Origin of the sequence: Streptomyces sp. NPDC059247 (assembly GCF_042754005.1) — a bacterium.
GTDB lineage: Bacteria > Actinomycetota > Actinomycetes > Streptomycetales > Streptomycetaceae > Streptomyces.
In genome coordinates this window covers 208,755-235,084 of the sequence record NZ_JBHYZW010000005.1, presented here as the reverse complement: position 1 = coordinate 235,084, position 26,330 = coordinate 208,755, and the positions used below count along the sequence as shown (strand labels likewise).

Genomic DNA, 26,330 nt, shown 5'->3' with positions numbered 1-26,330 from the left:
GCTGGATGAACTGAAAGTTTTCACCGAGGCATTGCAAGTGAAGGAGGGGCGCTTGTACTGTCCGGCCCCATGAGCGACACCACCCGCGACGACGCGGACAGATCGGCCCCCGGACGCAGAGGCGTCCTGCGCATGGGCGGCGGCGCCCTCGCCGCCGCGTTCGGCGGACTCGCCCTCGCCGCCTGCTCCGGCACCGGCGCCACGGCGGGCGCCGGAAGCAAGGGCGACCCCGGCAAGGGACGGATCACCGTCTGGTCCTGGCAAGGTCCCGCCGCCGAACTCAAGGCCCTGATACCGGAGTTCAACAAGGCGCACCCCGGCATCCAGGTCACCGTCGAGGACATCGGCAACCCCGCGATCTGGGAGAAGATCACCGCCGGTCTCGCCGCCGGGGGCCAGGGCCTCGCCGATGTCCTGCACATCGGCGTCGACTACCTCCCCGGCTACGTCGAACGCTTCCCCGGCGGGCTCGCCGACCTCGCCCCGCTCGGCGCCACCGCCCACAAGGACGCCTTCGCCGCCGGGCTCTGGGGCACGGTCTGCCCCGACGGCAAGCGGGTCGACGCCCTCCCCTGGGAAGCCAACTCGGCCGGCTTCTACTACCGCGCCGACCTCTTCGAGAAGGCGGGCGTCGACGCCGACGCCCTCCAGACCTGGGACGAGACCGTCGAGGCGGGCAAGGTCCTCAAGGCGAAGACCGGCGCCCACCTCCTCGGTCTCGACAAGCCGGCCTCGCAGCCCGACGCCGCCAACTTCTTCCAGCTCCTGCTCCAGCTCCAGGGCGCCTTCTACTTCGACCTCGAAGGCCGCGTCACCCTCGACTCGCCCGAGGCGGTCAAGGCCATGACCCTGATCAAGACCATGAACGACGCCGGTCTCGTCAGCGACCTCTCCGGCGGCTGGAACACCCTGATGAGCTCCCTCAAGAAGGGCACCAACGCCGTCCTGCCCTGGCCCACCTGGTTCGGCGGCATCATCGAGGAGCAGGTCCCCGAGGAGGCCGGACGGTGGAAGGTCCGGCTGCCCCCGGCCGTCCGCCGGGGCGGCCCCACCGCCGCCACCGTCAACTCCACCCACCTCGCCGTCGCGGGCAGCAGCAAGCACCAGGCCGCCGCCTGGACCTTCGTCGAGTACGCCCTCACCCGGCCCGCCTCCCAGGTGAGGATCTACCGGGGCAAGGGCATCGCCCCCGCCCTCATGAAGGCGTACGACGACGCCGTCTTCCACGAGCCGTCCGCCTTCTTCGGCGGCCAGAAGAAGGGCGAGGTCTTCCTCGCCGCCCTCAAGGCGCCTTCCCCGCCGGTCAATTACACCGCCGACTACGCCCGCGCCCTCAGGCTCGTCACCGACGCCCAGACCAAGGTCCTCCTCAAGGGCGCGGACCCGGCCGCCGTACTCCGCGCCGCCGCCGCCGAACTCGTCCGGCAGACCGGCCGGAAGGCCGCTCGATGAGCCTGGCCGACCCCCTCCCGGCCGCCGCCCGCCCCCGCCCCCGCCCCCGGCCCCGGCGCGGCCGGGCGGCCCCGTACCTCTTCGTCCTGCCCGCCCTGCTGCTCTTCGGCGCCTTCAAGCTCTACCCCATCGGCTGGTCCTTCGTCCTCAGCCTGCACCGCACGGTCGCGGGCGTCGACACCTTCGTCGGCCTCGACAACTACGCCCGGCTGGTCGACGACCCGCTGTTGTGGACCGCGCTCCGCAACACCGCCGTCATCCTCGTCGTGCAGGTCCCGCTCATGCTGGCCCTCGCCACCGGCCTGGCCGTCGCGCTGAACTCCACGCTCCTGAAAGGCCGTTCCGTCTTCCGCCTCGGCTTCTTCCTGCCGATGGTCACCGGCCTCGTCGCGTACGGCATCGTCTTCTCGGTCCTCCTCAACAAGGACTACGGGCTCGTCAACTGGGCCCTCGGACTCCTCGGCCTCGACCCCGTGCCCTGGCTCACCGACGGCACCTGGGCCCGGATCTCCCTCGGCCTCGCCCTCACCTGGCACTACACCGGCTACAACGCCGTCATCCTGCTCGCCCGCCTCCAGACCGTGCCCCGCGAGCTGTACGACGCCGCCGCCGTCGACGGAGCGGGCGCCCTCACCGCCTTCCGGCACGTCACCCTGCCCGGACTCCGCCCCGCGCTGCTGCTCACCACCGTCCTGTCGACGATCGGCACCCTCCAGCTCTTCGACGAGCCGACCGTCCTCACCGGCGGCGGCCCCGACAACGCCACCCTCACCCTCGGCATGTACCTCTACCGCAACGCCTTCACCTACTTCGACTTCGGATACGCCTCCGCCGTCGCCTACGCCCTCACCGTCCTCATCGGACTCCTGGGCCTGCTCCAGTTCCGCCTCCTGGGAGACAAGTCGTGAGACCAGCCGAGAGATCCACGGGACAGGCCGACGACTCCACGGAACCGACCGGGAAGGACACCGGACCGGCCGGGAGGACCGCCGGACGAACCGGGCGCCCGCCCGCCGCACGCGCACCGGGGACACCCGCACACGCACCGGGGACGACCGTACGAGCACCCGGGACGCCTGTACGAGCCGCCGCCCGCCCCGCCCGTCCCGCGCGTGACCGCACCACGCGCCCCACCCGGGCCGGCCGCTCGATCCTCCTCACCTCCGGTCTGGCCATCGTCCTCGCCGTCGTCGTGGTCCCCTTCTACTGGCTCGTGGTCGGCGCCACCCACAGCTCCCAGGACCTGTTCTCCAGCCCGCCGCCGGTGCTGCCCGGCGGCCACCTCGCCGAGAACCTCGCCACCCTCCAGGAGACCGCCCACTTCGGCCGGGTCGTCCTCAACTCCCTCGGCATCGCGACCGTCTACACCCTGCTCGCCGGGGCCGTCTGCACCCTCGCCGGATACGGCTTCGCCACCTACCGCTTCCGTGGCCGGGAGGCCCTCTTCGGCCTGCTGATGCTCGGTCTGGTCGTGCCCGCCCAGATCACCCTCGTCCCGCTCTTCCGGATGATGGCCGAACTCCACTGGCTCGGCACCTATCAGGCGGTCATCGCCCCCAACCTCGCCCTGCCCTTCGGGATCTTCCTCATGCGCCAGTCCATGGCCGCGCTCCCGGAGGAACTCCTCGACTCCGGACGGATGGACGGCTGCGGCGAACTGAGGCTCTTCCTCCGGGTCGCGCTGCCCCCGATGCGGCCCGCGCTCGCCGCCCTCGCGATCTTCCTCTTCCTCTACCAGTGGAACGACTTCATCTGGCCGCTCATCGTGCTCCGTGACGAGCTGACCTTCACCATCCCGGTCGCCCTCGCCTCCCTCCAGGGACTCGACGAGACCGACTACGGCGCCATCCTCGCCGGCACCTCGATCGCCGCCGTCCCGATGGCGATCGTCTTCCTCCTCCTCCAGCGCCACTTCGTCTCCGGGCTCCTCGCGGGAGCGGTGAAGGAATGACCATGAACACCCACCCGTCGCCCGAACCCACCACCACCGTGCCCGCGCCCACCGGGTCTGCGGGCACGGGGCCTGCCGCCACCGTGCCCGCCACTACCGGGCCCTCCTCCACTGGGCCTGCGGGTCCCGGGCCCGCCTCTACCGGGCCCGCGCCCACCGGCCTTGCCACCACCGGCCCTGCGGGCACTGGGCCCTCCTCCACTGGACCTGCGGGTCCCGGGCCCGCCACTAGCGGGCTCGCGTCCACCGGCCCCGCCACCACCGGACCTGCGGGCACTGGCCCCGCCGCCACCGGCCCCGCCCCCACACCCCCGGCGCGGCCCGAGCCCGTGACGCCCTCACCCGCCACCACCCCCGGGGCTCCCGGGGCTCCCGGCGCTCCCGGGGCCCCGGCCGCCCCCGAACCCCTCACCACCGCCCACGACGTCCCCGCCCCCGCCGAACCCCTCCTCGACCAGGTGTCGATCGCCCTCGTCGCCCCCGGCGCCGACCCGCGCTGGACCCTCACCGACCTCCCGGGACCCGGCGGTCTGCGCGCCCTCGACGTCCACGCCCCCGGCGCCCCCGTCGAGATCCGGCTCTCCGTCCCCCTCGGCGACGCCACCGGCTACTGGCACCCCCAGGGCGGCTGGCGCCGCACCCTCGTCCCCGACTGGGCGGGCCGCACCACCACCTGCCTGGTCGACGGCCCCGCCGCGGGCAGCCTCTACGAGCACTCCGGCACCACCCTCCTCACCTGGGCCGCCGCCGACCCCGTCACCGAGGCCACCGTCCGCTACGGCGTCTCCGAGGAGAACGACACCCACGTCGTCCACCTCCGGCTGCCCGCCGCCGCCCGGCCCCACCGACTGCTCCTCGCGCCCCGCGCCGCGTCCGTCGCCGCCGCCCTGCGCCCGCTGCGCGCCCACTTCGCCGCCGCCCACCCGCCCATGCCCGTCCCCGACGCGGCCCGCGTCCCCGTCTACTCCACCTGGTACGCCTTCAACCAGGACGTCACCGCCGAAGCCGTCGAGATCCAGGCCGCCCTCGCGGCGGGACTCGGCTGCGGCGCCCTGATCCTCGACGACGGCTGGCAGCGGTACGGCTCCGGCCGGGGCTACTCCGGCGTCGGCGACTGGACGCCCGACCCTGCCAAGTTCCCCGATCTCACCGCCCATGTGGCCCGCGTCCGGGCCCACGGCCTGCGCTACCTCCTGTGGGCCGCGCCCCTCCTCCTCGGCCCCGGCGCCGACTGCCACCCGCGCTGGGCCGCCGCTGCGCCCCGCCCCGCGACGGTCCCCGGCGCCCACGTCCTCGACCCCCGTCTCCCCGAGGTCCGCGCGCACGTCGTCGGCCTGTGCGTCCGGCTGGTCGCGGAGCACGGACTCGACGGGCTCAAGCTCGACTTCCTCGACGAGGCCGCCGTCTACGCGGGCGACGGACACGGCGACGTCGGCCACGCCATGACCACGCTCCTGGCCGAACTGCGCGAGGCCCTCGAAGCCGTACGGCCCGACGTGCTGATCGAGTTGCGCCAGCCGTACACCGGCCCCGGCATGGCCCCGTACGGGAACATGCTGCGGTCCTTCGACTGCCCCGCCGACGCCACCGCCAACCGGGTCCGCACCCTCGACACCGCGCTCCTCGCGGTCGGCGGCGCCGTCCACTCGGACATGCTCCTGTGGTCCGCCGACGCCCCGCCCGAGGCCGTCGCCCGGCAGTTGATCGGCGCCCTCCACTCCGTACCGCAGATCTCCGTCCGTCTCGACCGGGTGCCCGAGGCGCACCGCGAGACCGTACGGTTCTGGCTTGGCTGGTGGCGCGCGCACCGGGAGCTGATCCTCGAAGGGGAGACCGAACCGGGCAGACCGGACGACCTCTATCCGCTGGTCACCGCGGTCCGGGGCGAGGAGTGCCTGATCAGTGTGCACGGTGACCGGGTCGTCCCGCTCGACACCGCCGCCCACCGGGTCTTCCACCTCGTCAACGGCACCGGCGGGGACCGGCTCGTGGTCGACGTCACGGGCGGCGGGGGAACGTTCTCCGCCCGGGTCCACGGACCCGACGGACGTATGATGGGCGACCGTCCGACGCCGCTGCCGGAGGGGCCGGGGCCGCTGAACGTCCCACGCGGCGGCCTGGTGTCGCTCACTCTCACGGAAGGACCGCGATGAAGGTCGGCATCACCGACCTCGCAGCCCACGCACAGGTCAGCGAGGCCACCGTCAGCCGGGTGATCAACCGGCGCCAGGGGGTGTCCCGCAAGACCCGCGAGGCCGTCGAGCGGGCCATGGTCGAGCTGGGGTACGAGCGGGCCACCCAGGGTCAACTGGTCGCGGTCGTCACCGAGTTCGTCTCCAACCCGTTCTTCGCGGACGTCGCCGAGCGCATCGAGTCGGCACTCGCCCCGCACGGTCTGAAGACGGTGCTCTGCCCGGTCTTCCCCGGCGGGGTGCAGGAACTGGACTTCCTCACCGCGCTCGTCGACAAGGGCGTCGCCGCCGTCGTCTTCCTCTCCGCGTCCAACACGGTCGAGGGCGCCGACACCGAGAGCTACGAACTGCTGCGCCAGCGCCGGGTGCCGTACGTCGGCGTCAACGGCGAGTTCGCCGACGGGGTGCCCGTCCCCGTGTACTCCACGGACGACGCCCTCGCCGCCGAACTCGCCGTCGACCATCTGCACCGGCTCGGCCACCGCCGTATCGGCATGGCCTCGGGACCGGCCGGGAACCGGCCCGCCGACCGGCGGGTCCGGGGCTTCGTCGAGTCGATGGCCCGCCGGGGCGTGGCGGACGCCGAGCGCTGGGTGGTCCGCCAGTCCTACACCGTCGAGGGCGGCCAGGCGGCCTCCTCGGTCCTCGTCGGCCTGGGCGTCACGGCGATCGTCGCGGCGAGCGACTACATGGCGCTCGGCGCGGTCCGGGGACTCCGCCGCCAGGGCCTCTCGGTGCCCGAGGACGTCTCCGTGGTCGGCTACGACGGCACCTCGGTCACGGAGTTCACCGACCCCGCGCTCACCACGGTCCGCCAGCCGGCCGACCGCCTGGCCCTGGAGGTCGGCCGCTCGGTCCTGGCCCTGGTCAGCAACCGGGACGTGCCGACGGGGGAACTCCTCTTCGACCCGGAACTGGTGATCCGCGCCTCGACGGGCCCGGCGAAGGACTGACGGGGGGCGGGGGTACGGGACCGCGTCCGTACGCTCCGTCGCGTACGGGCCCGCGCCCGTAACAGGATCAGGCGTACGGGCCAGGGTCGTACGGGATCGGGCGTACGGGCCCGGGGCGTGCGGGTCCGCGTCCGTAAGGGATCGGCGGTACGGAGCCGGGTCGTACGGGATCGGTCGTACGGGATCGGCCGTACGGAGCGGGGACGCGGAGCCGGGTCATACGGAGCGGGGGTACGGAGCCGGGCCCGGGGCTCCCCGCAGACTCCGCCCCGACCACCCGTCCGGCGGAACGAGGACCCCGCCCACACAGAAATCCCGCCCCCGGATCGAACCTCTTTACGCACTCCACAGCCGCGTCGGCCATACTGCGGCCGTGGAGCAGCAGAGCACAGGACCCAGCACCCAGCCCCTGCCCGGCGCCTCGGCGGACCCGGGATTCATACCCGGCATCATGGCGGCGCCCGCCCCGGTGGCGACGCCGAAGGCCGAGGAGGAACCGCCCGAGGACGCGCGCCCGGCAGCCGCCGACGCGCCCGCCGAGGGCGAGCCCGAACCCGCGGACGCCGAGGCGGACACGGACACACCGGCCGAGGAGGAACCCGAGGACGACACCCCCGAAGCGGCCGACGGCCCCGTCTTCGAGGCGGCGGACCGGCGGGGCAGGATCGTCGCGGACGCCGAGGGCGTCCGGCTGAGCTACGACGAGGAGGCGTGCGAGTTCCGCTGGGACGAGATCAGCGCGGTCGAGTCGGAGTCGAAGCGCTTCGGCCGCCGTTTCCTCGTCACCGTGCACACCCCCGGCCCCCGCTGGTACCCCATCGAGATCATCGCCCCGGACCGCGACCGGCTCCCCGTCTGGGAGAAGGAACTGGACGCGGCACTGGACGCCTACTTCGAGGACGAGGACGGCGAGTAGCCACCGGAACCCGCGAGGAGGGCCGCCCCCGGAAAAGGGGGCGGCCCATCGTTTCCCGTCGTTCCGTGGCCTTCCGGCGAGAGATGATCCGAACCGCCCGGACGGCGAGCGGGAGCCACGCGCCTGCGGGCGGCACCCGTCCGTTCAGTAAGATCGCGGCAAGTCTGCGGCCCGACGGGCTTCCTCTCGAGGACATGCCCCCATCCGCACGAGTCACTCGTGCCCTGGGGGAACCACCTCGTGTCCATGCTCCTGCTGAAGATGTCGGCGCGGGATCTGCTCGGTCTCGACACACGGCGCCTCATGGTGCCGCACCTTGCTGCCAGGTGGCGTCACTTCCGTGGCGCCGATGCCTCTGCCACGGAGCGAGCCGCGTGGGCGGAGAGCTTGGTGAGCCTGGCTACGGACCTGGTGGCCGCAGGCCGGGGGAACGTGGAGATGGTCGTCGAGTGCGCCGCCACGATCGACGAGTCCGACCGCCCGGGCGATCCGCGCCTGATCGACGTCGTTCTCGTGGGCCGTCACCCGCTCGAGAATCGGCCGTCCGTCAAGCTGGTCGAACTGAAGCGTTGGTCGACGGTCACGAGGGTGGAACAGGCCACCGCGGATCTGGTGTACGTGCAGGGCATGGGCGCGAAGACGCATCCCGCGCTGCAGCTGGGCGAATATTACAAGGCGTTCACGAGTGACCGGGGTCCGTTCCGGGGCTTCGCATTCGAATGCGGTGGGTTCGCGTACTTGCACAACGCGACGGACGATTCCGTTCGCCCTCTCCTCGATGTGGATGCGCCGACCGGGGCGGTTTCCCGTATCTACACGCTCGACCGCCGCGAGCAGCTTCTGGCGGACCTCCGGAGGAGTTTCGCGGAGGACGGAGCCTCCTCGGCCGCCGAGATCCTGCTCCAGGGCATGGGACTGCGCAACACTCCGCTGCTGGACGCCATGATCTGGTCGCGTGGCGCCGACACCGTGTTCACGTTGAGGGGAAGGCAGAAGGACGTCGCCGTCGACATCCTTGAGGCGGCCTCCAGAGTGCTTCCGGACCCTCGCCGTCCTGCCCTGATTCCTGACGAGCGTCGGGCCGTCTTTTTGGTGACTGGTGGCGCCGGAACAGGAAAGAGCGCGATCGGACTGCAGCTGAAGGCCGAACTGGAGGCCAAGGGACACACGGTGAAGTATGCCAGCGGCAGCAGAGCCTTCAACGGTGCACTGCAGGAGCACATCGGTTTCGGTGACCGCGAGTTCCGGAAATCGTTCGTCTACTTCCATAACTTCGTCACGCCCCCCGAACCACCGCTGGACATCCTGATCTGCGACGAGGCACACCGTTTGAGGGCACGTTCGGAGGACCGGTTCAAGAAGTCGGAGCAGCAGGGAACCGGGCCTCAGGTGGACGAACTCTTCGCCGCGTCCCGTCTGACCGTGTTCTTCATGGACGAGGGGCAGTCCGTGCGGCCGAAGGAGGTGGGAACCGTGAAACTGATCGAGGAGGCGGCCGCGCGGCACGACGCCGCACTCGTCACGTACGGGCTGCGGGAACAGTTCCGGTGCGGTGGCAGCGGTTCCTACATCCGCTGGGTGAAGAACCTGCTGGAGCTCACGGACGATACACCTGAGCAGTGGACACCGGACGGGTTGATGCATGTCGAGGTCGTGGACACTCCGGAGGAACTCGAACAGATCATCCGCAGCCAGACGTTGGCAGGTGCGTCCGCTCGGATGGTCGCGGGCTATTGCTGGCCGTGGACGAAGCCGAAAGGAAAGAAGAAGAAAAAGAGGCTGGAGTCCGATGTCCGAATCGGAAGCTGGCATCGCCCGTGGAACGCGAAGAGCCTCAGCTTCTGTGAGAACGACATTCCGCCTTCGCGAATCTGGTCCGTGCACGAGAACGGACTCGGTCAAATCGGATGCGTGTACACGGCGCAAGGTCTCGAATGGGACTGGTGCGGTGTGATCATGGGCGAGGACATGGTGCGCCGTGACGGAAAGTGGGTCTTCCAGCGCGGCAAGGAGCGCAAGGATCCGGAGTCGGGCGTCAAACGCGTCCACGTGGCTGGATCGTTCGATCCGAAGGTGAAGCCCCGCAGCGTTGACGACGACGAATTCGCCCTGCTCGTACGCCAGGCGTACCACGTGCTGATGACCAGGGCGAGCCGGGCGACGGTGATCTACTCCACGGACGAGGAGACCCGCACCTACCTCAAGGAGTTGGTCGGTGAAGTGATGATTCACGGACTTCGCCCCACCACGGAGAACCTGCCGCCGGAAGCACGCCCGGTGCACCCGCCGGGTGAACGCCAGAGGCGACGAGGCCGCGGAAAGCGCAAGAAGAAGGGCGGAGGCGAGAACGACCTCAGGCTCTTCTGAAGGGGACGGCACCACGCGAGTGAGTGGCGGGCAACCCGGGCCCGCCACTCGCCCCGGGTCAGAAGACCAGGTGCGCTGCCGCCGTCAGGGCCGCCACCAGAAGGTTGGCGACGACACTCACGCCCACGTCCACCAGGACCCTGAGGAACCGGTTGCGACGCGTGGCCTTGTACTCGACGGGGTTCATGAACACCACTCCTCGACATGACATCGGAGATGGCAGGGATCGCCCTACCGGGCATCCGCACTCACCCCGCGTACGGGACGCGGGGGAAACCATTCGTCAGTCATGACCGGGAACCGGTGACCGAGCACCGCCGGCGTACCCTCCGGGAAGGTGCGCGGCGCGCACCACAGTAGTGCACGGCACAGGGGCCGGTGAGCCCTCTTCGGCGCTTCGCGTCGGCATGACTACGCCGACTGGAATCTGGCCGTCTCCGAAAGCGCCGCGCGTGCCCCGTCGAAGTCCGCCAGTCTCGCCGCGACCGTCGCCATGGCGAGACGCGGGGGGAGCGCGGCGGAGAACTTCAGGCCCGCCACCGCGCGCTGGTCCACCTCCGGAAGCACGAGAGCGGGACCGGACCGGGCAGCGTCCAGGGCGGCCCGCCACATGCTCCGGGTGAGGTCCTCCCGCAGCCGGACGAAGCAGTCGGTGGGACGTTGGACGGGGTCGGCGATCGACCCCAGGGTCGCGCCGAGCGTCGCGTTGGCGCGGTAACCCGCCCATGTCCACCAGCGGACGTCGTCTCCCTGCCGCACCACGAGCGTTCCGCCGGGGTGGACCACGCGGGGGGCTTCCTCGACGCGCCAGTCGCGCAGGCAGACTTCGGCTCTGCGAGTGAGTTCCACGGGGGGATCCGCGCCGAGGAGGACCTCGCGCATCGCACGGGTGAGCGTGTGGGAGAGGCCGACGACCGACCCGCCCGACCACTTGGCCACTCCACCGCTCTCGACCGGCTCGACGAAGACCCTCTTGCGCCCCCAGTCGATGAACGTCACCTGCCAGCTGCGGCCCGCCAGCAGCAGTCTGCGCGGGCCCGGCCGTTCCTCGGTCAGGACGGCGGGGTCCATCCGGCCGATCTCGGTGCGGCCGGACAGGACGGTGAACTGGGGCGGTGCGGTGAAGGACGCGGTCAGCTCGATGAAGTGCCGTTTTCCGAAGCGGCGCTCCGCCTCCTCGCCGATGAACAGCAGACCTCCGTCCGAGTCGAGGAAGCCTTCCTCCACGAGGTGGCGCAGAACGGGGGCGGCCGAGCGGTCGAAGGGGGCGAGGCCGTTCCACTGCTCCGCCCAGAGCTGGTCGCCCAGCTTGTGTTCCTGCAGGGTGACGGCGAGGAGCTGCTGGGCGACGAGGTGGCGCGGGTCGGGCGGCGCGACGACGGGCTCGACCCAGCCCCGGCCCCAGAGCAGGAGCAGCCCGGCCGCCTGGAGCAGGCTGTCCTTGCGGGTCGCCAGGAACAGGCAGTTCCGGGTGGAACCGGGGCGTCGGCCCGTGCGGCCGATCCGCTGGAGGAAGGACGCGACGGTGCCGGGGGAGTCGATCTGGACGACCCTGTCCAGGTCGCCGACGTCGATGCCCAGCTCCAGGGTGGACGTGGAGACGATGACGCAGTCGCGTGCTTCGGCGAACGCCTGCTCCGACCGTGCCCGTTCATCGGTGGAGAGCGAGGCGTGCGAGAGGAAGACGGTGACGTCCCGTGCCCGCAGTGCCGCGCCCAGCTCCTCCACCTGACGGCGGGAGTCGCAGAAGACCAGTCGCTTCTCGCCCCGGTGCAGGGCGGCGATGACCTTGGCGGCGTTGTCGAGGGAGCCCACGTAGTCGAGCTGCACCTCTCCCGGGGGCGGCGACGACGGCGTGGTCCCGCCCGGGGGCAGGTCCGGGGCCACGATCCTGCCGGGGTGCTGTCCGGCCCGGGAGCCCTGGAGCCAGGTGAGGAGCTCCTGGGGGTTGCCGACTGTCGCGGAGAGCCCGATCCGCTGGATCGCACGTCCTGTCACCCGCTCCAGGCGTTCGAGGACGGCCAGCAGGTGCCACCCCCGGTCGTCACCGGCGAAGGCGTGGACTTCGTCCACCACGACGGCCCTGACCCCGCCCAGCAGGTGCGCGTGGTCGGTCTTCACGCCGATGAGCATGGCTTCCAGCGACTCCGGTGTGGTCAGCAGGATGTCGGGCCGTTCGGTACGGATCCGGCGCCGCTGGGACTCCTTGGTGTCGCCGTGCCAGAGGGCGGCGGTCCGGCCGAGCCACTGCGCGTACCCGTCGACGCGCGTCACCAGGTTGTTGAGGAGCGCCTTGAGGGGGCAGAGGTAGAGGACCGAGGTGCCGGTCCAGTCACCGGCGGACATGGCCGAGAGGATCGGGAAGCAGGCGGCCTCGGTCTTCCCGCCCGCGGTGGGGGCGAGCAGCACCGCGTCCTCGCCGTCCATCACCGGATCGACGGCGGCGCGCTGCAGGGGCCGGAGATCCGGCCACCCGAGGGTGTTGACGACGTGATGGAGGACGACGGGGTCGAGCCGGTCGACGGGGTCCGCGCCGTGCGTCATCACAGCTCCAGGTCGATGGCGTCGGCGGACACCGCGGCGGACAGGTTCCTTTCCACATCGGTCAGTTCGGTGCTCGTCACCGTCAGCCGGTAGTGCCGGCGCGGGTCGAAGTCCTCGAACTGGTCGACGCGGTCCAGGACGTCGGCGACCAGCTTCTTCAGGAAGAGCCGGGGTGCGACGCCGACCTTCCCGCCGAGAGATCCGGCGACCGCACGGGCGAGATCGGCGACATAGGCGTCGTCGGCCATCGTCCTGATCCTGTCGGGGGCCGTGGCACCGGACGCGTACAGATCGCGAATGGTCACCCCCAGGCCGGTCAGGGACTCCTGAGTGAATCCTGGCAGCCGCAGTTGCACCGCGCGAGGGTTGTCGAAGCGAGGATCCGTCGTGAAGTCCGTGGCCAGCCTCTGGGCGAGCGGGGCGAGCCGTTGCACGCCCTGCTGGCCGTCGAAGAAGGCGGGCGTTCCGGTGATCACGAGGTAGAGACCGGGGAAGCGGCCGGAGTGGACCTCGTCGATGAGCTGCCGCAGCGCGTTGAGCGCCTTGTCCCGTGCGTCCGACCGCACCCGTTGGAGGGTCTCCACCTCGTCGAGGACGACGAAGAGTCCCCGGTGCCCGGAGTCCCTCAGTACGGTCAGGAGCCCCTGCAGGAAGCCCAGGGCCCCGAAGTGGTCCAGGTCTCCGCGTACGCCCGCGGAGCGCCGGGCTGCCGCGGCGACGTGGGGCTGTCCGCCGAGCCAGGCGAGGATGGCCGAGGCCGTCGCCTCGTCGCCGCCCGCGAGCGCGGACCGGTAGCCGCGCAGCGCGGTGGCGAAGGACGGCGCGTGCCGCGAGACCTCCGCCAGCCGGGCGGCCAGCAGCTTCTCCACCTCGGCGTCCAGTTCCGTCTCGCCGGCGCCCGCGGCGAGGGCGTCCTCCTCCAGCGCGTAGAACCAGGCGTCCGCGACGGGACGCAGGGCGCTCGGCGGGAAGCTCGCCGTCGCCAGGCGCTCGGTGAGCCGCCGGTAGACGGTCTCCAGCCGGTGCAGCGGGGTCTCCGTCTCCGAGATCTGGATCTCGGAGACGGCGAAGTTCCGCTGCTTGGCACGTTCGCCGAGCCAACGCGTGAAGAAGGTCTTGCCCGAGCCGTACTCGCCGCGCACGGCCTTGAAGACCGAGGCTCCGGAGGCGACCGCGTCCAGTTCCACGTCGAGCGCGGACTCGAAGCGGTCCAGGCCGGTGGCCAGCAGATCCAGACCGCTCTCGGGGACCGCCCCGCGCCGGAGGGCGTCGAGGGCGGTGCGCCGTCGGGCGGCGGAGACGACGGTGGGACGAGGAGCACTCACGCGGTCATTGTCCCATCCGGCGCGGTCCGGGCCTCCGGGTGCGTCATCGACGGCGGACGACGCCGTAACCGAGCGTCGTCGTCAGGTGCGCGACGAAGTCCGCGCTCTTCGCGGTCTTGTCCGGCCCCCACTGCCGGTCCTTCTGGAAGAACTCGAACTGCTCGCGGAGCGACGACCACAGCGACTTGAGGCGCGCGGGGGTGGGGAAGACCTCCTCCCGTGCCGCGTTGCCCAGCGTGTCCGGCCTGTTGAAGGCGCGGCCGGCCAGGTCGACGGCACCGAGCATGGCCAGATGGAAGTGGAGGTTGGTGTACTCGGAGCGGGAGACGGGCTCCGAGGTCGACTGGAGGAACTCGTCCACCTTGCGCTGAGCCCTGGCGAGCCACAGGTACACGGGGAGTTCCGTCTTCTCGGAGAACACCTTCCGGTAGTCCGTGTCCGACTTCAGCAGGCTCGACGGCCGTGCGCGCGCGTGGTCGGGCTGTCCCAGGGCCATCGCCATCACGGACTGGGCGAGGAGCGGGATGCTGACGATGCGGTCGGTGGGCTTGCCCTGGTTCCGGTAGAAGTTCTTGCGGCGGTCGTAGAACCAGTCGTGCTCGAAGAAGTACGCCTCGATCTGCCGCTGGATGTCGTCGGTGGCCCGCAGGGAGGCGACGGGGACACTGGTCTGCCGGTTGGTGGCGCGGATCACGGCGTCGCGCGCCGCCTGATCGGCGGTGACGAGGATGCGCACCTGCACCAGCCGTTCGAAGACGGGGGCGCTCGGCTCGGCCTCGTACAGCTCGCGCAGTGTCTGGTGGAGTGTGTACGAGGTCTGGAGGCCGTTGACGATCTGCACGTCGGAGAGGCTCAGGCGCTTGCCGACGGACGTGGCCTGGGAGCACACGATCGTGATGCCGTTGTTCAGCCACCAGAACTCGGGTGCGTCGGCCTTCTGGAGGGATGCGGTGATCTCCCGGTTGACCTCGACGTTGCCCTGGTAGTCACGGACGTTCCAGTCGAAGATGTGCGACTTGATCGTCCCGGTCTCGTCGCTGAGGAAGTCGATGTACTCGCCCAGGCCGACCAGCGCGATGTGGCTGGTGCCGTGGGTGATGCTCTCCTGGTAGGGCAGCTCGAGGGTGTACGAGGGGATCGTGCTGGCACGCTTCCAGAGTTCGGCCGGGCCGAGGAACTCCACCTCACCCGTGGAGATGGCGAACGCCTGGGTGAGCTGGGCCTCCAGGAGCTTCGCCTTGGTCTGCACCTTGATGTGGACCTCGGACGCCTCGCCGCGCGTCACGTACGAGAACTTGATCAGCATCGTCGGATGGCGGTGCGCGAGTCGCTTCAGGGCCTCGCGGAACAGCTTGAAGCGGGCCAGCAGGTCCTCGTTGTAGAGGATCGCCACGGACTGCTCGTCGACCTCCATGTTCAGCAGGTCCTTGCAGGTGGCGGCCACCTTGTCGAGCGCGAGCTCGGAGAAGGCCGGGCTCGTCTTGGCCTGGACGAGCCACAGGGTGAGCTGCGATCCGGCCTCCACCTGGGACACGGCCGAGGACTGCTGGAAGATCTCGCTGTCCTCGTGGAGGAGCCGGCCGCCGAGGAACACGTACGCGCCGTCGACGCCGCCGTCGTTGCCTCCCCCGATGATCCCGGCCTCTATCTCCTCCTCGGACAGGCCGAACCCGTGCAGCGCGTGCTCGCTCGCGAACCGTTCGAAGGCGGCATCGAACGACATCGGCACGGCGCGGGTGTTCCGCCAGTCGTCGATCATCTGGTTGATCAGGACACGGTCGTTGGCGCTCATGGCTCCTGGCTCATCTGGGCGGGGATCGAGGAAGATCGAGGCGGACGGGACGTCAGTCGAGACCGAACTGGACCCGTAGCAAGGGAAGATCGAGGCGGACGGTCCTGCCGTCCGGGAGTGTCTCCAGGACCTGCACGCCGTCGTAGTTGAGCAGCTGCCGCAGGACGGCGGCGAACCCGTCGGCGCGGGTCGGCGGATAGGACACGCGCTGGGCCAGGGCCGTCACGGGGAGCGTTCCACCGGCGTCGATCAGGGACCGGATCGCCTGTTCCACCTTGTCCATGGGGGGCCTGCGGGCGAGGAGGCCGATCTGTCCCCGGAAGGTCTCCGAGTCGAAGAGCCGGGCCACCAGGGCGTCGTCGGGGTCGACCGGTGTGACGGTCACCAGCGCGTCCTCGTGATCCTGGGCGGGAGCGAGGACGACGTCGAACAGCGCGTCGTGCGTGCGAGCCAGCCGCTCCTGCTCCTCCCTCGCCTTCGGGCGGGCCGGACGCTTCGCCGCCGTGACCGTCGTACCCGCCGGACGAGTCGTGCCCGTCGCGGGCGGCTGCGCCTGCCCTTCCTGGTCCCACCAGGAAGGCCGCTGGTCTCCCAGCTCCCGCCATCCGGGGGGAGGCGTGGCCCCGAACGGCAGGAAGGCGAGCACCGGGATGGTGAACTCGGCGAGCGAAGCCCCGCCGTGGTAGCCCGCCTTCCGCGCCGTGTACCGCGAGTCGGCGTCCCAGAGGGCCACGATCGTGCCCCCGGGTTCGGGAGCGACGACCCGGCTTCCGCGCAGCTCGATCTCCACCGGGGAGATGTTCCCGCCGGGGGCGCGGTGGCGGGCCGACAGCGGCGCCCCGGCCTCGACCTTCATGCCGTGGCGGTCCACCACATGCCCGTGGTCACTGGTGACGAGCACGGCCATGCCCTGCTCCGCCGCGACCCGCGTCAGGTCCGACAGTCCGGGGACGTGCGCGGCCTGCCAGGATCCGTCGCCGAGCTTCTGCTCCTTGGCGAGCCGGTCATCGATGGCGTTGAGGACCACCGCCACGTGCGTACGGCCGTCGAGCAGGGCCTCGGTCAGTGCCGGTCCGAACGTCTCGCCCGCGCTCCCGGCGCGCAGGTCGTCCTTGTGGAAGACGGCGGCGGGCGCTCCGCCCCAGATCGGCAGCCTCGGGAAGAGCTGGGCCTCGTCCTTCTGCGACCCGTGGGTGAGCATGCCCGCGAAGAGTGAGGTACGGGAGACGGCCGTCAGTGTCGGAAGGGCGGCGGCCATGGCGCGACGCCTCGGGTTCCCGTCCTCCACCGGGTCGAACTCCGCCCACGAAGCGCGCAGTTCCTCGCCCAGCTCGGTGGCGATGGCCGCGCTCATGCCGTCGAGGACGAGCAGCAGGACCCGCCGGTCCGGGGCGTTCCGGACGACGGGCCTCACGACGCGCGCCAGGAAGGACTCCACGGTCAGCATCTCGCCGGGGACATTGCCTCCGGCGGTCCACACGGCGAGCGCGCGGGCGAAGTCGTGGTCGATGACGCGTCGGCGCTCACGCACGTCGGTGCCCAGCGTGTCGTACGCGGCGGCGAGCGCCGTGTCGGGGTCGCCCCCGGCCTCGATGTGTTCCAGGGCGCGGTCGACCCAGCCGGTCTCCTCGACGTGGTGCTGTATGGCCTCGAACACCGACCGGTTCGCGGCGACGGTCTCGACGGCCAGCCACTGGACGAGTCGTCGGCCCATCCGGGTCCGCTCGATGCGCGCCCGGTTCTCCGGCCCCTTCGCACGCTGGTGTTCGCCCAGGGCGTTCACCGTGCGGGCGAGCTCCTTCGGCTCTCGCGCCGTCAGTGCCCGTCCCACGGCGGTGAACCTGGCGTCCAGGCCGGCGGACAGGACGGGGCTGGCTCCTGCCGCGGCCTCGGCGCCGAACTGCCGTACCAGGGCCGAGGCCCGGTCCAGCGCGGTGTCACTGGTCCGGCGGGCCTCGCGGGCCTCGTCGGAACCCTCGCCACCGGCTCGGGCGGCCCTCGCCAGCAGCCCCGTGACGTACTCCTCGGCCGCCTGTCCGAAGGCCGCGGCCAAGGCGTCGAACTGTTCGCCCCGGGCCGGGGGCCGCTCACCGAACCAGCGCTCGGCACGGCCCCGCGCGGTGTACGTCGAGGCGTCCGGCTCGGTGTGGCTCCACAGGGCGGCGCACACCAGCCCGAAGGCGACGGCGTCCGGGCCGTGTTCCGCCTCGACGAGGGCGAGGAGCGCCCGACCGGCGGAACCGGCCTGGTCCTCCTCGCCGAGGAAGGTCACGAGGCCCGAGCGCTCGGCCCCGCGCAGTTCGAGGAAGCGCTCGGGTCCGGTCGGCGTCAGCGACCAGCCGAGCAGCGCGTGGGTGTCCAGGTTGTCCGCCGCCGCCGTGTGGTCCCGTGGGCCGGGCGCGTCCTCCTCCTGGTACGGGCTCAGGCGCAGGCGGCGCAGGGCGAGGGCGGAGAGGGCTGTCCGCCGGGACAGCAGTCCACCGGCGAGACGGGGCCAGCCGACCGGGGGCGCCGCTTCCAGCAGCGCCTCGGCGGCCCAGTTGTCCTCCTTGAGCCGTGGGTCGACCTGGTGGGCGCCGAAGGCGTCCCGGACGAGGTCCCAGCTGTCGACCGCGTCGACGCGCTGTTTGTGGGCGCGGGCGAGGACCGCCGGGTCGAGCTCGCTCTGTTCGCGGTCCGTGAGGACGACGAGCACGGCGGGCCCGCCCGACCGGTCGGCGAGATGGTCGAGCACCAGCTCGTGCACGGCGAGCGGGGACGGGGCGGCCGTGACGCGGGCGGACCTGCCGTCGCCCCAGACGGGCACGGTGGGACCCTCCCAGTGCGGGGCGGAGCGCAGCAGGACGACCCGGGGCCTGCCCCGGCCCGCCAAGGCGTCGGCCAGCGACGTCTGGGCGGAAAGGTACTGGGTGACGGCCGCGACCGTGAGCCGCACCGCGAGGGTGCCGGGGGTGATCGTGCTCACGACTCGACGACCCGCCAGGTGATCTCGACGGTGGCTCCGGGGTTCTCGGCGATCAGCGTGGCGAGTTCGGCCTGGAGTTCCGCCGCGGCGCGCACGGCCGTGGTGAGTCCGCCGCCGGAAGTCCGCACCCGGCCGCCGCTGGTGGGGGCGGTGCCGGATCCGCTGCTCTCGGGTACGGGCGGATGGCTGGTCGGCGTGTCCAGCGGCACGTCACCGGGACCAGGGGCCGGGGCCGGGGGAGCGGGTGGCGGGGTGGTCGCCGTCCGGTTCCGCTTCACCAGCGCGAGGACATCGCGCTGGGTCTGCTTCAGGGCCTCCTCCAGCTTGGCGGTCCGCTGGTCGCTGCGGGCGGCGTTGCGGAGGGACTCGAGCAGGGCCTCGCCCTCGGGGCCCTCGGAGGAGGCCAGGTCGAGCGTGGTCCAGGGGGCCAGGTTCAGGGCCGTGGCCACCGTGTCGGCCCGCTTGACGGAGGTCCCGAAGCGGTCGGGGCTGACCGGACCGAAGTCGAAGGCGGCGAGCGCCTCGACGGTCTTCCGGGCCCCCGCGGCGCCCTGACCGGCGAAACCGGCGAGCGTGTCGAGCAGTTCCACGGCTCGCCGCGCGACGGCCAGCCGTCCCGTCTCCTCGGTCTCGTCCAGCTGGAGGAAGGTCGCGTGCTCCTCCAGCTCCGCCACCAGGGCATTCGCCGTGTCACGGTACTTGCCCGCCTCGGCGGTGATCTGCCGGGCCAGCTGGTTCACCATGCGGCCACGGCGCAGCGTGGGCGCGGGCAGCCCGAAGACGGACGTGAACCGGTGGCGGGCGGTGTCCCAGTCCTCCTCGGAGGGGAGCGGCTGGCTGCGCAGGGAGTCCTGCTCCTTGATCTCGTGCAGCCCCGGCGCGGGGTCGAGCGGCCCGCCCGCGCGCACCCACACCCGGTCGTCCATCTCGGCGAACGAGGCCACGACGAGCCGGGTGAGGAAGCCGGGCAGCCCGCGCGGAGTGGGCCGGTCCGTCCAGTCGGTCAGGGTGATCAGACTGAGGTCACCGGTCACGCCCTGCTCGCGGGCCAGCCGCTGGAAGTGGTCGGCCCAGTAGCGCGAGAGCTCGAAGTACGCCTCCTTCTGCTGTCCGAGGCGCAGCGGACCGGCGACCCGGCGCATCAGGTTCCGGTCGGGGGCCGGGATCTCGGCCCGTCCGTCGCGGGACTCCGCAGCCGCCCGTACGTGACCGAAGACCTTCTTGGCGTCGGCCTGCTTGACGGCCGTCCCCGTACTGTCGGGGTCGAGGTCCGGGTGGTCCGGGAACTGGCTGGTGAGCAGCTTGCCCGCGACGTGCCGGATCCCGTCGCGCAGGGACTGTCCGAAGGAGAGCGTCAGTCCGTCGACCGCGCGCAGGGACAGCAGGTGGTCGGCGAAGCCCAGCTCGACGTCGGTGGCCTTCTTCTCGGCGAGCCCGTACGCCTGCTTGAAGGCCGCCTTCACGTTCTTGAGCAGAGTCTCGCGCTGGGTCTCGAGCAGGCCCTTGGCTGCGGCCCGGTTGTCCGGACTCAGATGGCCCGCGTACTGGCCGTTGAAACGCTGTTCGTCCGCGAGGGCCTTGTCGATCACGACCAGACGGCGGAAGTCGGCGTACCGCTGGCTGGAGAGGTGGGTGGGCAACCAGGCGACCGTACGGGACGGTTCGCCCTGCTCCTCGCGGAGCCGACGCATCCGGTCGGCGTCCTCGACCGGGCCGTACTCGGTCTCGTCGAAGGGCAGGTCGATCGCGATCCGCCAGAGCCCGTCCGTCTGGGGCATCAGGTCGTGGTCGGGCAGGTCGTCCCTGTCGGCCACATTCCCGAAGATGATCTCGACGCTGCGCTCGGTGCCCCGCCAGACGAGGTTCAGTCCGTCGATCAACTGCCCCTGGGGGATGTCGAGTTCCTCGGCGAGGAGTCGCTTGGCGAGCGCGGCGCGGTTGCCCGGATTGTCGTTGACGTTGGCGTTGGCGATGATCGAGTCCACGTCGACGCCGGACAGTTCCAGCCGGACGCCGGGATTGAGGTCGGTGCCGGTCTCCTTGATCTCCGGGAAGCGGCCCGCCCACTCCGCGATCTTGTTCTTCAGGATGCCGTACTCACGGCCCGGGATCGGGGCGACCACCGAGCCGTAGTTGAGGGCCGAGAGCCGCCGGACGGTGAGGTCCGCGAGGGCGGGGACGCTCGGGGCGAGTGCGGACAGCAGCAGGGTGCCGACGATGCGGTTGTCGCCCGTGAACGCCTTGATCCGGGCGCGCAGTGCCTGGTCGGTGATGTCGTCGGGGCGGTTCGTGTACTTCTCGACCTCCTCCTCCGAGACGTTGTGCGTGAGGAGGAGGTAGGGGCGCAGCTTCGTCTTGTACAGCTTGTCGGCCGCTTCGAAGACGACCTTCAGGCTGTCGGTGAACGGCTTGTCGCCGCCCGCGGTGATCAGGGGGTACAGGTCGCCGACCGGGATCAGGTCGCCGAGCCGCAGTTCGTTGCGGTGGTCGGCGAGCAGCTGTCCCATCAGCTTCATGCCCGTGCGGTTGCGCTGGAGGGCGGAGGACACGTGCACGAGGGTGTCCATGAAGGCGGGCGAGAAGGGGTAGGTGAGCCGGAAGCTCTCCTCGTCCGCGCCGACCCCGTCCGCGCCCCGGTCGGAGCCGAGCAAGGTGTCCCAGACCTCCTGGCGCACCTTGCGCGTCTTGTCGAACTCCGCCGTGATGAGCGTCGCCGCCTCCGCGTCCTTCGGGCGCAGCAGGCGGGCCTGGGCGACCTGGGGAAGGTTCCGGTCCTCGAGGGTGATCTTGTCGAACCGGCCCGAGGCCAGGTTGAGCGTGTCCTGGATGGAGGACTCCGCCGCTCCCGACACCTCCTCGCCGACCAGCTCGCGCAGATCGCGCTGGCGGGCGATGAAGGAGACGATGGGGACGGCGCGGCGGGCGTCGCCGCCCTCCACGAAGTTCGTGATCTTGCTCGCCTCGCGGGCCACGAACTTCTGGTCGTGGATCAGCGTCGCCAGCCACAGGATCAGCTCGTCCAGGAAGAGGACGAGGCCGTCGTAACCCAGTTCCTTGGCGTGCTCGGCGATGACGGAGAGGCCGGCGTCGAGGGAGATGAACCCGTGCTCGTCCTCCGCCGCGTTCTTCGCGAAGCCGGGCAGCAGGTTCGTGCTCGCGTCGCGCACGAGCCGCGCCCGAAGTTCGGAGGGCGTGGAGGGGCGGACCAGGTTGAGGGCCCGGCCGCCCTCGTGGACCTCCTCGGCGGCCAGCGCGGTGTCGAGCAGTGCGGGCGTCCACGTCCAGGCGAGGGACTCGCCCCACTCGTCCTCTCCCTCGCCGCCCTCGTCGTCGGCCGCGTCCAGCGAGGCCAGACCCGCGATGACGGTCTGGTCGCCCATGCGGGCCCGCATCGACCGGATGCTCTCGAAGAGGGCGTCCGTCCGGTAGACCTGCGGGGTCGACGCCTCCGGGTGGAGCTTCTTGACGTGGCTCACGTACCCGCCGAGGACCCGCTGCTCCAGGGCCTTCGCCCCGAGCATGTGGTACGGGACGAGCAGGAACTTCTTCCCGTCCTCGCCGAGCCATTCGTGCTTCGTGAGGACCGGGTCGAAGTCGCCCCGGGCGCGGGCGGCCGGGCTGCCGCTGAGCAGCGCGTGGAGCACGGCCATGAAGTGCGACTTACCGGAGCCGAAGGAGCCGTGGAGGTAGGCCGCCTTGGACGTGGATCCGTCGAGCGCGGACCTGATCAGACCGAGGGCCTCGTCGAAGTTCTCCAGCAGCCGCTCCGTGACCACGTAGTCCCGGAGCGCGCGTTCCGCGCCCTCGGGGGTCGTCGCCTCCGAGAGCTGGAGCACGAAGTCCGAGGTGGAGACCTTCTCCTTGATGTCGATGACGTCACGGAGCAGGGGCGGCTGCTGGGCCATGGACGGGATCACTCTCCGGCGGGTCGGTTGCTGGTGGTGGTGACTGGTGTCACTGGTCCGATCGTATGGCGTCGCTCTGACAGCGGTCGCCGGATTTCCGGCACCGGACGTCACACGGGATCGGCGGTCCCGTCGGTGACCGGGGCCGGAGGGATCAGCGACCGGAGCTTCTCCCGCGTCTCCGCGTCCGTCGAGTAGAGGATCGTCCCGACCATGCCCCGGGTCAGCAGCACCTTGTAGGTGTTGCGGATCAGCCGGTCGATCTGGGCGTCGGGGGTGGCCTTGGTGAACGACGGGTCCTTGGAGGCCGTGCGGTCGACCACCCAGTGGTCCGTACGCCACACCAGGTCGGGCCCGATGATCACGCCGGACCAGTCGTACTCGAAGCCCTGCGCCGTGTAGACGCAGCCCACCTGGCCGAAACCGGCTTCGTCCGTCGCCCACAGGGACGAGGGCGGCGCTCCGAGCAGGGACCGGTCGCCGAACAGGTTCCAGGGCCGGGACCAGTCGCCGATGACGACGTCGGCGGGCAGTGACCGCATGGCCGGAGTGATGTCCTTCGTCCACTTCCAGCAGTAACCGGCGGACATCCGGGCCCCGTAGTCCTCGTCCCGGCGGGCGACGAGGAAGTCCTCGAGCTCCCGAGGGCTGTCCGCGACGAGCAGTTCCACCTTGCCGTCCGGCTCCCAGACCGTCGGCTCCCCGCCCTCCAGGCCGAGGAGGTCGGCCACCCAGGCCACGTACGCGTCGCTGCCGCCGCAGCGGAACTGGCTGTCCAGCTCCACCACCGTGCAGTCGACGCCGAGCTCGGCCGCCGCCTGCTCGATCTGCTCCCTCGTCCCCATCTCGCCGGGCCGCACCACCTGGTGCTGGTCGAGCAGGAACACCGGCACCCGGGCCGCGTCGATCAGCTCGGCCACCTGCGGACGCCCGGTCCGCAGCTCGGCCTTCGTGTAGCGGTTGGCGGAGGTGAGGCGGAGCCGGTGCGCCTCGTCGCAGATCAGTACGTCGAGGTCGTTCGGCTCGGCTTGCATGAAGCTGTTGAAGTACTTGAACAGCTCGCGCACCTCGGGCTTCCGGGCCCCCGCCACCTTGCGCATCGTCTTGGTGAACGACTGTGACCCGGTGGCGTGCAGGGCAGGGATCCCGCGCCGGTACAGCTCTCCGAGGAGCTGCAGCGCGATGACGCTCTTGCCCGATCCGGGGCCGCCGGTGACCACGATCACCCGCTTGTGGTTGGCGTGCCGCGCCTTCCGCACGGCCGACATCACCACCTCGTACGCGAGCCGCTGCTCGGCGAGGAGCACGAACTGCTCCCGGTCCCGCACCTCGGCCGCCGCGACGCTCATGAGCTGCTTGGACGGCCGCACCTTGCCCTGGAGGAGGATGTCGGCGGCCTCGGCGCCGGGCTTGGGGGCGAGGCGGGTGCGCAGGAAGTCGATGAAGGCGCCGCGCTCCTGGCCGGTGTACATGCGGCCGTGGGGCGTTTCCGGGACGGACCGCAGCGCGCGGACACCGGATTCGGTCGCGTTGTGCAGGAAGGCCACTCCGGCGACGGACTCGGGGCTCCGCTCCACCGCGCCGTTGAACGACAGCAGGTACTCGCAGTAGCCGCGGACCTGCTCGATCGGGTTCAGGACGGGGTGCGCGTAGGAGCCGATGCGGCAGAGGAGCGGGTCCTCGTCCTCCGGGTGCGCCTCGCTCCACTGCTTGAGCTCCACGACGACGTACGACGGTTCGCCGGTGGTGGGGTGGACTCCGGCCAGTATCGCGTCCGCCCGCTTGCTGGTGAGGGGCAGTCCGTACTCGACCATCACCTCGACGTCGCCGAGCCCGGCCTCGACCAGGGCGTGCGTGAGGGCCGGGAGGCTGTGCTTCCAGGACCGCACTTCGGAGGCACCGGGTTGATGGCTGTGCTTGTGCCTGAAGTTCTCGGCCAGGAGGGCCGCCAGCGAACCTTCGAGGGTGCGGGCGGCGACGGACGTCGCGGACTCACGGAACAGCAAGGAATGCCCCCAGGCAGCACAAGAACGCTCGTGCGGGTGGGGGCATGTCCTCGAGGTCCGCGAGGCGGAACGGAAGCCCGGCGGGCCGCGCAATTGATTCCCGTCATCTTAGGACGGTGGGTGCTTCACAGGGAGGGTGGCCGCCCGGACTCCGTCAGGTTCAGGCCAAGCGGTGGCCCGTTTTCGCTGCCACGTCGACTGCGTGCGTTCGCTTCGGCGACGAGCGCGCTCAGCAGTTCGGCGCCGACGAGGGGATGGAGCTGTGCCGGGGCGACGTCCCACTCGAGACCACCGCCGAGGGGGCGCAGCTGGAGGTACGGGCCCTCGCGGCCCATGACACGGCCCACGCGATTGCGGGCGGTGTCGAGGACGACCGCGTCCACGCGGGGCAGCTCGTCGCTCTCCTCGGTCACCGGCCGAGCCCGTTGAGGATCACCGTGGCGAGCGCGTGGGCGACCGGCGCGGAGCAGACGCCGAGATGGACGAGGGCGTACCGGGCCTCGCCCTCCCGCTCGTCCTGCCACGGGGTGCGGATGTCCATGGCGGGAAGCTGGACGCCGGCCCGACTGAGGGCGGCGGCGAGCGCGTCCCGCGCGTCCAGGGCCTCCTGGATCTTGGACGCGGGGGTGGCCGGTTCGGTCGGGGTCAATACCATGGGTGCGCTCCTCGTGGGGGTCGATTCCGCTGGTTCCTGGACCCGTTGACATGCGGTGGATTACGCTCCGTAGTCCGGGTGTCACGAGGATGTGCCCGGACACGGGCGGGCCGGATGTGGACGGGGAAGTCCTTCCCCCTCGTGCGGTGCTGGTTCCACACTTTCCACGCCCCGTCGGCACGGTCGGCCCGTGCGAGCGACTCGGAGGGAAGCGCCATGCCGCAGCGACGAGTGATCAGCGGTCGCAGCCAGGAGCCGCGCCAGCGGTTCGCGGAGGAACTGCGCAGACTCCGGGTGGAGCGGAAGCTGAGTCTGCGGCAGCTCGGGGAACGGGTCGGCTGGGACTGGTCGCTGTTCGGCAAAATGGAGAAGGGCGAGACGATCAGCAGCCCGGACGTCGTCCGGGCCCTGGACACCTTCTACGGCACGCCGGAACTGCTGCTGGCCCTCTGGGAACTGGCGGCGGGGGACAAGTCGCAGTTCAAGGAACGCTACCGGCGGTACATGACGCTGGAGGCAGAGGCGGTGAGCCTGTGGCACTTCGCGGTGAGCGTGTTGCCGGGGTTGTTGCAGACGGCGGGGTACGCGCGGGAACTGCTGTCGCTGGGCGGGTTCAAAGGAAAGCAGCTGGAGCAGCAGGTCGAGGCGCGGTTGGAGCGACGGGTGCTCTTGGAAGGAGAGGATCCGCCTCCCTTCCGGACGATTCTTTCGGAGGTGGCCCTGCGAACGGCCCTACGGGACGCGGCAGCGTGGAGGGAACAGCTTGAGTATCTGCACGAGATGGCCGAGCGGCCGAACGTGACGCTTCAAGTGCTGCCACAGGAGACAGGTCTGCACGGCTTGTCGAGTACGGATGTCTGGTTCCTGCGTCTGCCGGGCTGGCGCACCGTGGCATACACGGAGCACGGATACGGTGGCGAACTCTTCGAGGACAGCGCCGTAGTGGAGCGTATGCAGCGTGCGTACGATGCGATGCGCGACCTGGCGCTTTCCCCGGCCGAGTCGCGGAAGACCGTCCTGCGTATGTTGGAGGAGCTGCCGTGCGAACCATCGACCTGAGCGCTGTGAACTGGCGCAAGAGCAGTTACAGCAACCAGGATGGTGGCGCGTGTGTCGAGGTCTCCGACGACTTCGCCACGGCTATCCCCGTACGGGACAGCAAGGTATCGGGCGGTCCGGTTCTCGTGTTCGCGGTGGGGGACTGGTCGTCCTTCGTGGCGGCGGTCAAGGCCGGGCGGCTGAACGGCTGAGTACGTGACGACGGCCCCCGCGAACCATGTGGATCGCGGGGGCCGTCGCCGTATTGG

At 71.0% G+C, this 26,330-nt stretch carries 18 protein-coding genes; 9 read left to right on the top strand and 9 right to left on the bottom strand.

Going from position 1 to position 26,330, the window contains the following annotated elements:
• Window positions 1–69: 69 nt before the first annotated feature.
• From ACFXGN_RS12970 to ACFXGN_RS12940, 7 genes are all read left to right on the top strand, one after another.
• Window positions 70–1,452, top strand: a complete 1,383-nt coding sequence (locus ACFXGN_RS12970; protein WP_384857371.1) for an ABC transporter substrate-binding protein — start codon at window positions 70–72, stop codon at window positions 1,450–1,452.
• The gene (locus ACFXGN_RS12965; RefSeq protein ID WP_384857368.1) at window positions 1,449–2,360 is read left to right on the top strand and encodes a carbohydrate ABC transporter permease; all 912 of its coding nucleotides are present in this window, start codon (window positions 1,449–1,451) and stop codon (window positions 2,358–2,360) included. The genes ACFXGN_RS12970 and ACFXGN_RS12965 overlap by 4 nt, the downstream gene beginning before the upstream one ends.
• Window positions 2,357–3,403 (top strand): carbohydrate ABC transporter permease, encoded by a 1,047-nt coding sequence (locus ACFXGN_RS12960; RefSeq protein ID WP_384857365.1) that lies wholly within the window; start codon window positions 2,357–2,359, stop codon window positions 3,401–3,403. The genes ACFXGN_RS12965 and ACFXGN_RS12960 overlap by 4 nt, the downstream gene beginning before the upstream one ends.
• Before the next feature lie 329 nt (window positions 3,404–3,732).
• Complete coding sequence (locus ACFXGN_RS12955; protein WP_384857363.1) at window positions 3,733–5,556, top strand: glycoside hydrolase family 36 protein; 1,824 nt, start codon at window positions 3,733–3,735, stop codon at window positions 5,554–5,556.
• Window positions 5,553–6,548, top strand: a complete 996-nt coding sequence (locus ACFXGN_RS12950; protein WP_384857361.1) for a LacI family DNA-binding transcriptional regulator — start codon at window positions 5,553–5,555, stop codon at window positions 6,546–6,548. The genes ACFXGN_RS12955 and ACFXGN_RS12950 overlap by 4 nt, the downstream gene beginning before the upstream one ends.
• Before the next feature lie 373 nt (window positions 6,549–6,921).
• Entirely contained in the window at window positions 6,922–7,464 is a 543-nt protein-coding gene (locus tag ACFXGN_RS12945; protein WP_384857359.1) for a hypothetical protein, read from the top strand.
• Between the two features lie 246 nt (window positions 7,465–7,710).
• Window positions 7,711–9,831, top strand: a complete 2,121-nt coding sequence (locus ACFXGN_RS12940) for a DUF2075 domain-containing protein (protein WP_384857741.1) — start codon at window positions 7,711–7,713, stop codon at window positions 9,829–9,831.
• A gap of 58 nt (window positions 9,832–9,889) precedes the next feature.
• Here the strand turns inward: ACFXGN_RS12940 and ACFXGN_RS12935 are convergent, their stop codons facing one another.
• From ACFXGN_RS12935 to ACFXGN_RS12895, 9 genes are all read right to left on the bottom strand, one after another.
• Window positions 9,890–10,018, bottom strand: coding sequence for a DUF6408 family protein (locus ACFXGN_RS12935; protein ID WP_384857357.1), 129 nt, complete (start codon window positions 10,016–10,018; stop codon window positions 9,890–9,892).
• A 224-nt stretch (window positions 10,019–10,242) separates the two neighbouring features.
• On the bottom strand, window positions 10,243–12,375 hold the full coding sequence (locus ACFXGN_RS12930; protein WP_384857354.1) for a DEAD/DEAH box helicase: 2,133 nt from the start codon (window positions 12,373–12,375) through the stop codon (window positions 10,243–10,245).
• Entirely contained in the window at window positions 12,375–13,700 is a 1,326-nt protein-coding gene (gene brxD / locus ACFXGN_RS12925; protein ID WP_384857351.1) for a BREX system ATP-binding protein BrxD, read from the bottom strand. Before brxD ends, ACFXGN_RS12930 begins: the two co-directional genes overlap by 1 nt.
• Window positions 13,701–13,743: 43 nt before the next feature.
• On the bottom strand, window positions 13,744–15,492 hold the full coding sequence (locus ACFXGN_RS12920) for an AIPR family protein (protein WP_384857349.1): 1,749 nt from the start codon (window positions 15,490–15,492) through the stop codon (window positions 13,744–13,746).
• A gap of 52 nt (window positions 15,493–15,544) precedes the next feature.
• A complete protein-coding gene (gene pglZ, locus ACFXGN_RS12915; RefSeq protein ID WP_384857346.1) occupies window positions 15,545–18,457 on the bottom strand; it encodes a BREX-2 system phosphatase PglZ in 2,913 nt (970 codons plus the stop codon).
• Window positions 18,454–22,362: a DUF6079 family protein gene (locus ACFXGN_RS12910; RefSeq protein WP_384857343.1), complete on the bottom strand. Its 3,909-nt coding sequence runs from the start codon at window positions 22,360–22,362 to the stop codon at window positions 18,454–18,456. The genes pglZ and ACFXGN_RS12910 overlap by 4 nt, the downstream gene beginning before the upstream one ends.
• A 110-nt stretch (window positions 22,363–22,472) precedes the next feature.
• Window positions 22,473–24,368, bottom strand: a complete 1,896-nt coding sequence (locus tag ACFXGN_RS12905; protein WP_384857341.1) for a DNA/RNA helicase domain-containing protein — start codon at window positions 24,366–24,368, stop codon at window positions 22,473–22,475.
• A gap of 125 nt (window positions 24,369–24,493) precedes the next feature.
• The gene (locus ACFXGN_RS12900) at window positions 24,494–24,781 is read right to left on the bottom strand and encodes a hypothetical protein (protein WP_384857339.1); all 288 of its coding nucleotides are present in this window, start codon (window positions 24,779–24,781) and stop codon (window positions 24,494–24,496) included.
• Entirely contained in the window at window positions 24,778–25,023 is a 246-nt protein-coding gene (locus ACFXGN_RS12895; protein WP_384857336.1) for a hypothetical protein, read from the bottom strand. Before ACFXGN_RS12895 ends, ACFXGN_RS12900 begins: the two co-directional genes overlap by 4 nt.
• Before the next feature lie 216 nt (window positions 25,024–25,239).
• Here ACFXGN_RS12895 and ACFXGN_RS12890 point away from each other — a divergent pair, with 216 nt between their 5' ends.
• The gene (locus ACFXGN_RS12890; protein WP_384857333.1) at window positions 25,240–26,082 is read left to right on the top strand and encodes a helix-turn-helix domain-containing protein; all 843 of its coding nucleotides are present in this window, start codon (window positions 25,240–25,242) and stop codon (window positions 26,080–26,082) included.
• The gene (locus ACFXGN_RS12885; protein WP_384857330.1) at window positions 26,064–26,273 is read left to right on the top strand and encodes a DUF397 domain-containing protein; all 210 of its coding nucleotides are present in this window, start codon (window positions 26,064–26,066) and stop codon (window positions 26,271–26,273) included. Before ACFXGN_RS12890 ends, ACFXGN_RS12885 begins: the two co-directional genes overlap by 19 nt.
• Window positions 26,274–26,330: the final 57 nt, after the last annotated feature.

What these genes read in the sequence shown, in the direction of transcription:
- ACFXGN_RS12890 (WP_384857333.1), top strand. Translation starts at nt 25,240, where the DNA reads ATGCCGCAGCGACGAGTGATCAGCGGTCGCAGCCAGGAGCCGCGCCAG.
- ACFXGN_RS12950 (WP_384857361.1), top strand. Translation starts at nt 5,553, where the DNA reads ATGAAGGTCGGCATCACCGACCTCGCAGCCCACGCACAGGTCAGCGAG.
- ACFXGN_RS12930 (WP_384857354.1), bottom strand. Translation starts at nt 12,375, where the DNA reads ATGACGCACGGCGCGGACCCCGTCGACCGGCTCGACCCCGTCGTCCTC.
- ACFXGN_RS12935 (WP_384857357.1), bottom strand. Translation starts at nt 10,018, where the DNA reads ATGAACCCCGTCGAGTACAAGGCCACGCGTCGCAACCGGTTCCTCAGG.
- ACFXGN_RS12965 (WP_384857368.1), top strand. Translation starts at nt 1,449, where the DNA reads ATGAGCCTGGCCGACCCCCTCCCGGCCGCCGCCCGCCCCCGCCCCCGC.
- ACFXGN_RS12940 (WP_384857741.1), top strand. Translation starts at nt 7,711, where the DNA reads ATGCTCCTGCTGAAGATGTCGGCGCGGGATCTGCTCGGTCTCGACACA.
- ACFXGN_RS12895 (WP_384857336.1), bottom strand. Translation starts at nt 25,023, where the DNA reads ATGGTATTGACCCCGACCGAACCGGCCACCCCCGCGTCCAAGATCCAG.
- ACFXGN_RS12910 (WP_384857343.1), bottom strand. Translation starts at nt 22,362, where the DNA reads ATGGCCCAGCAGCCGCCCCTGCTCCGTGACGTCATCGACATCAAGGAG.
- ACFXGN_RS12970 (WP_384857371.1), top strand. Translation starts at nt 70, where the DNA reads ATGAGCGACACCACCCGCGACGACGCGGACAGATCGGCCCCCGGACGC.
- ACFXGN_RS12920 (WP_384857349.1), bottom strand. Translation starts at nt 15,492, where the DNA reads ATGAGCGCCAACGACCGTGTCCTGATCAACCAGATGATCGACGACTGG.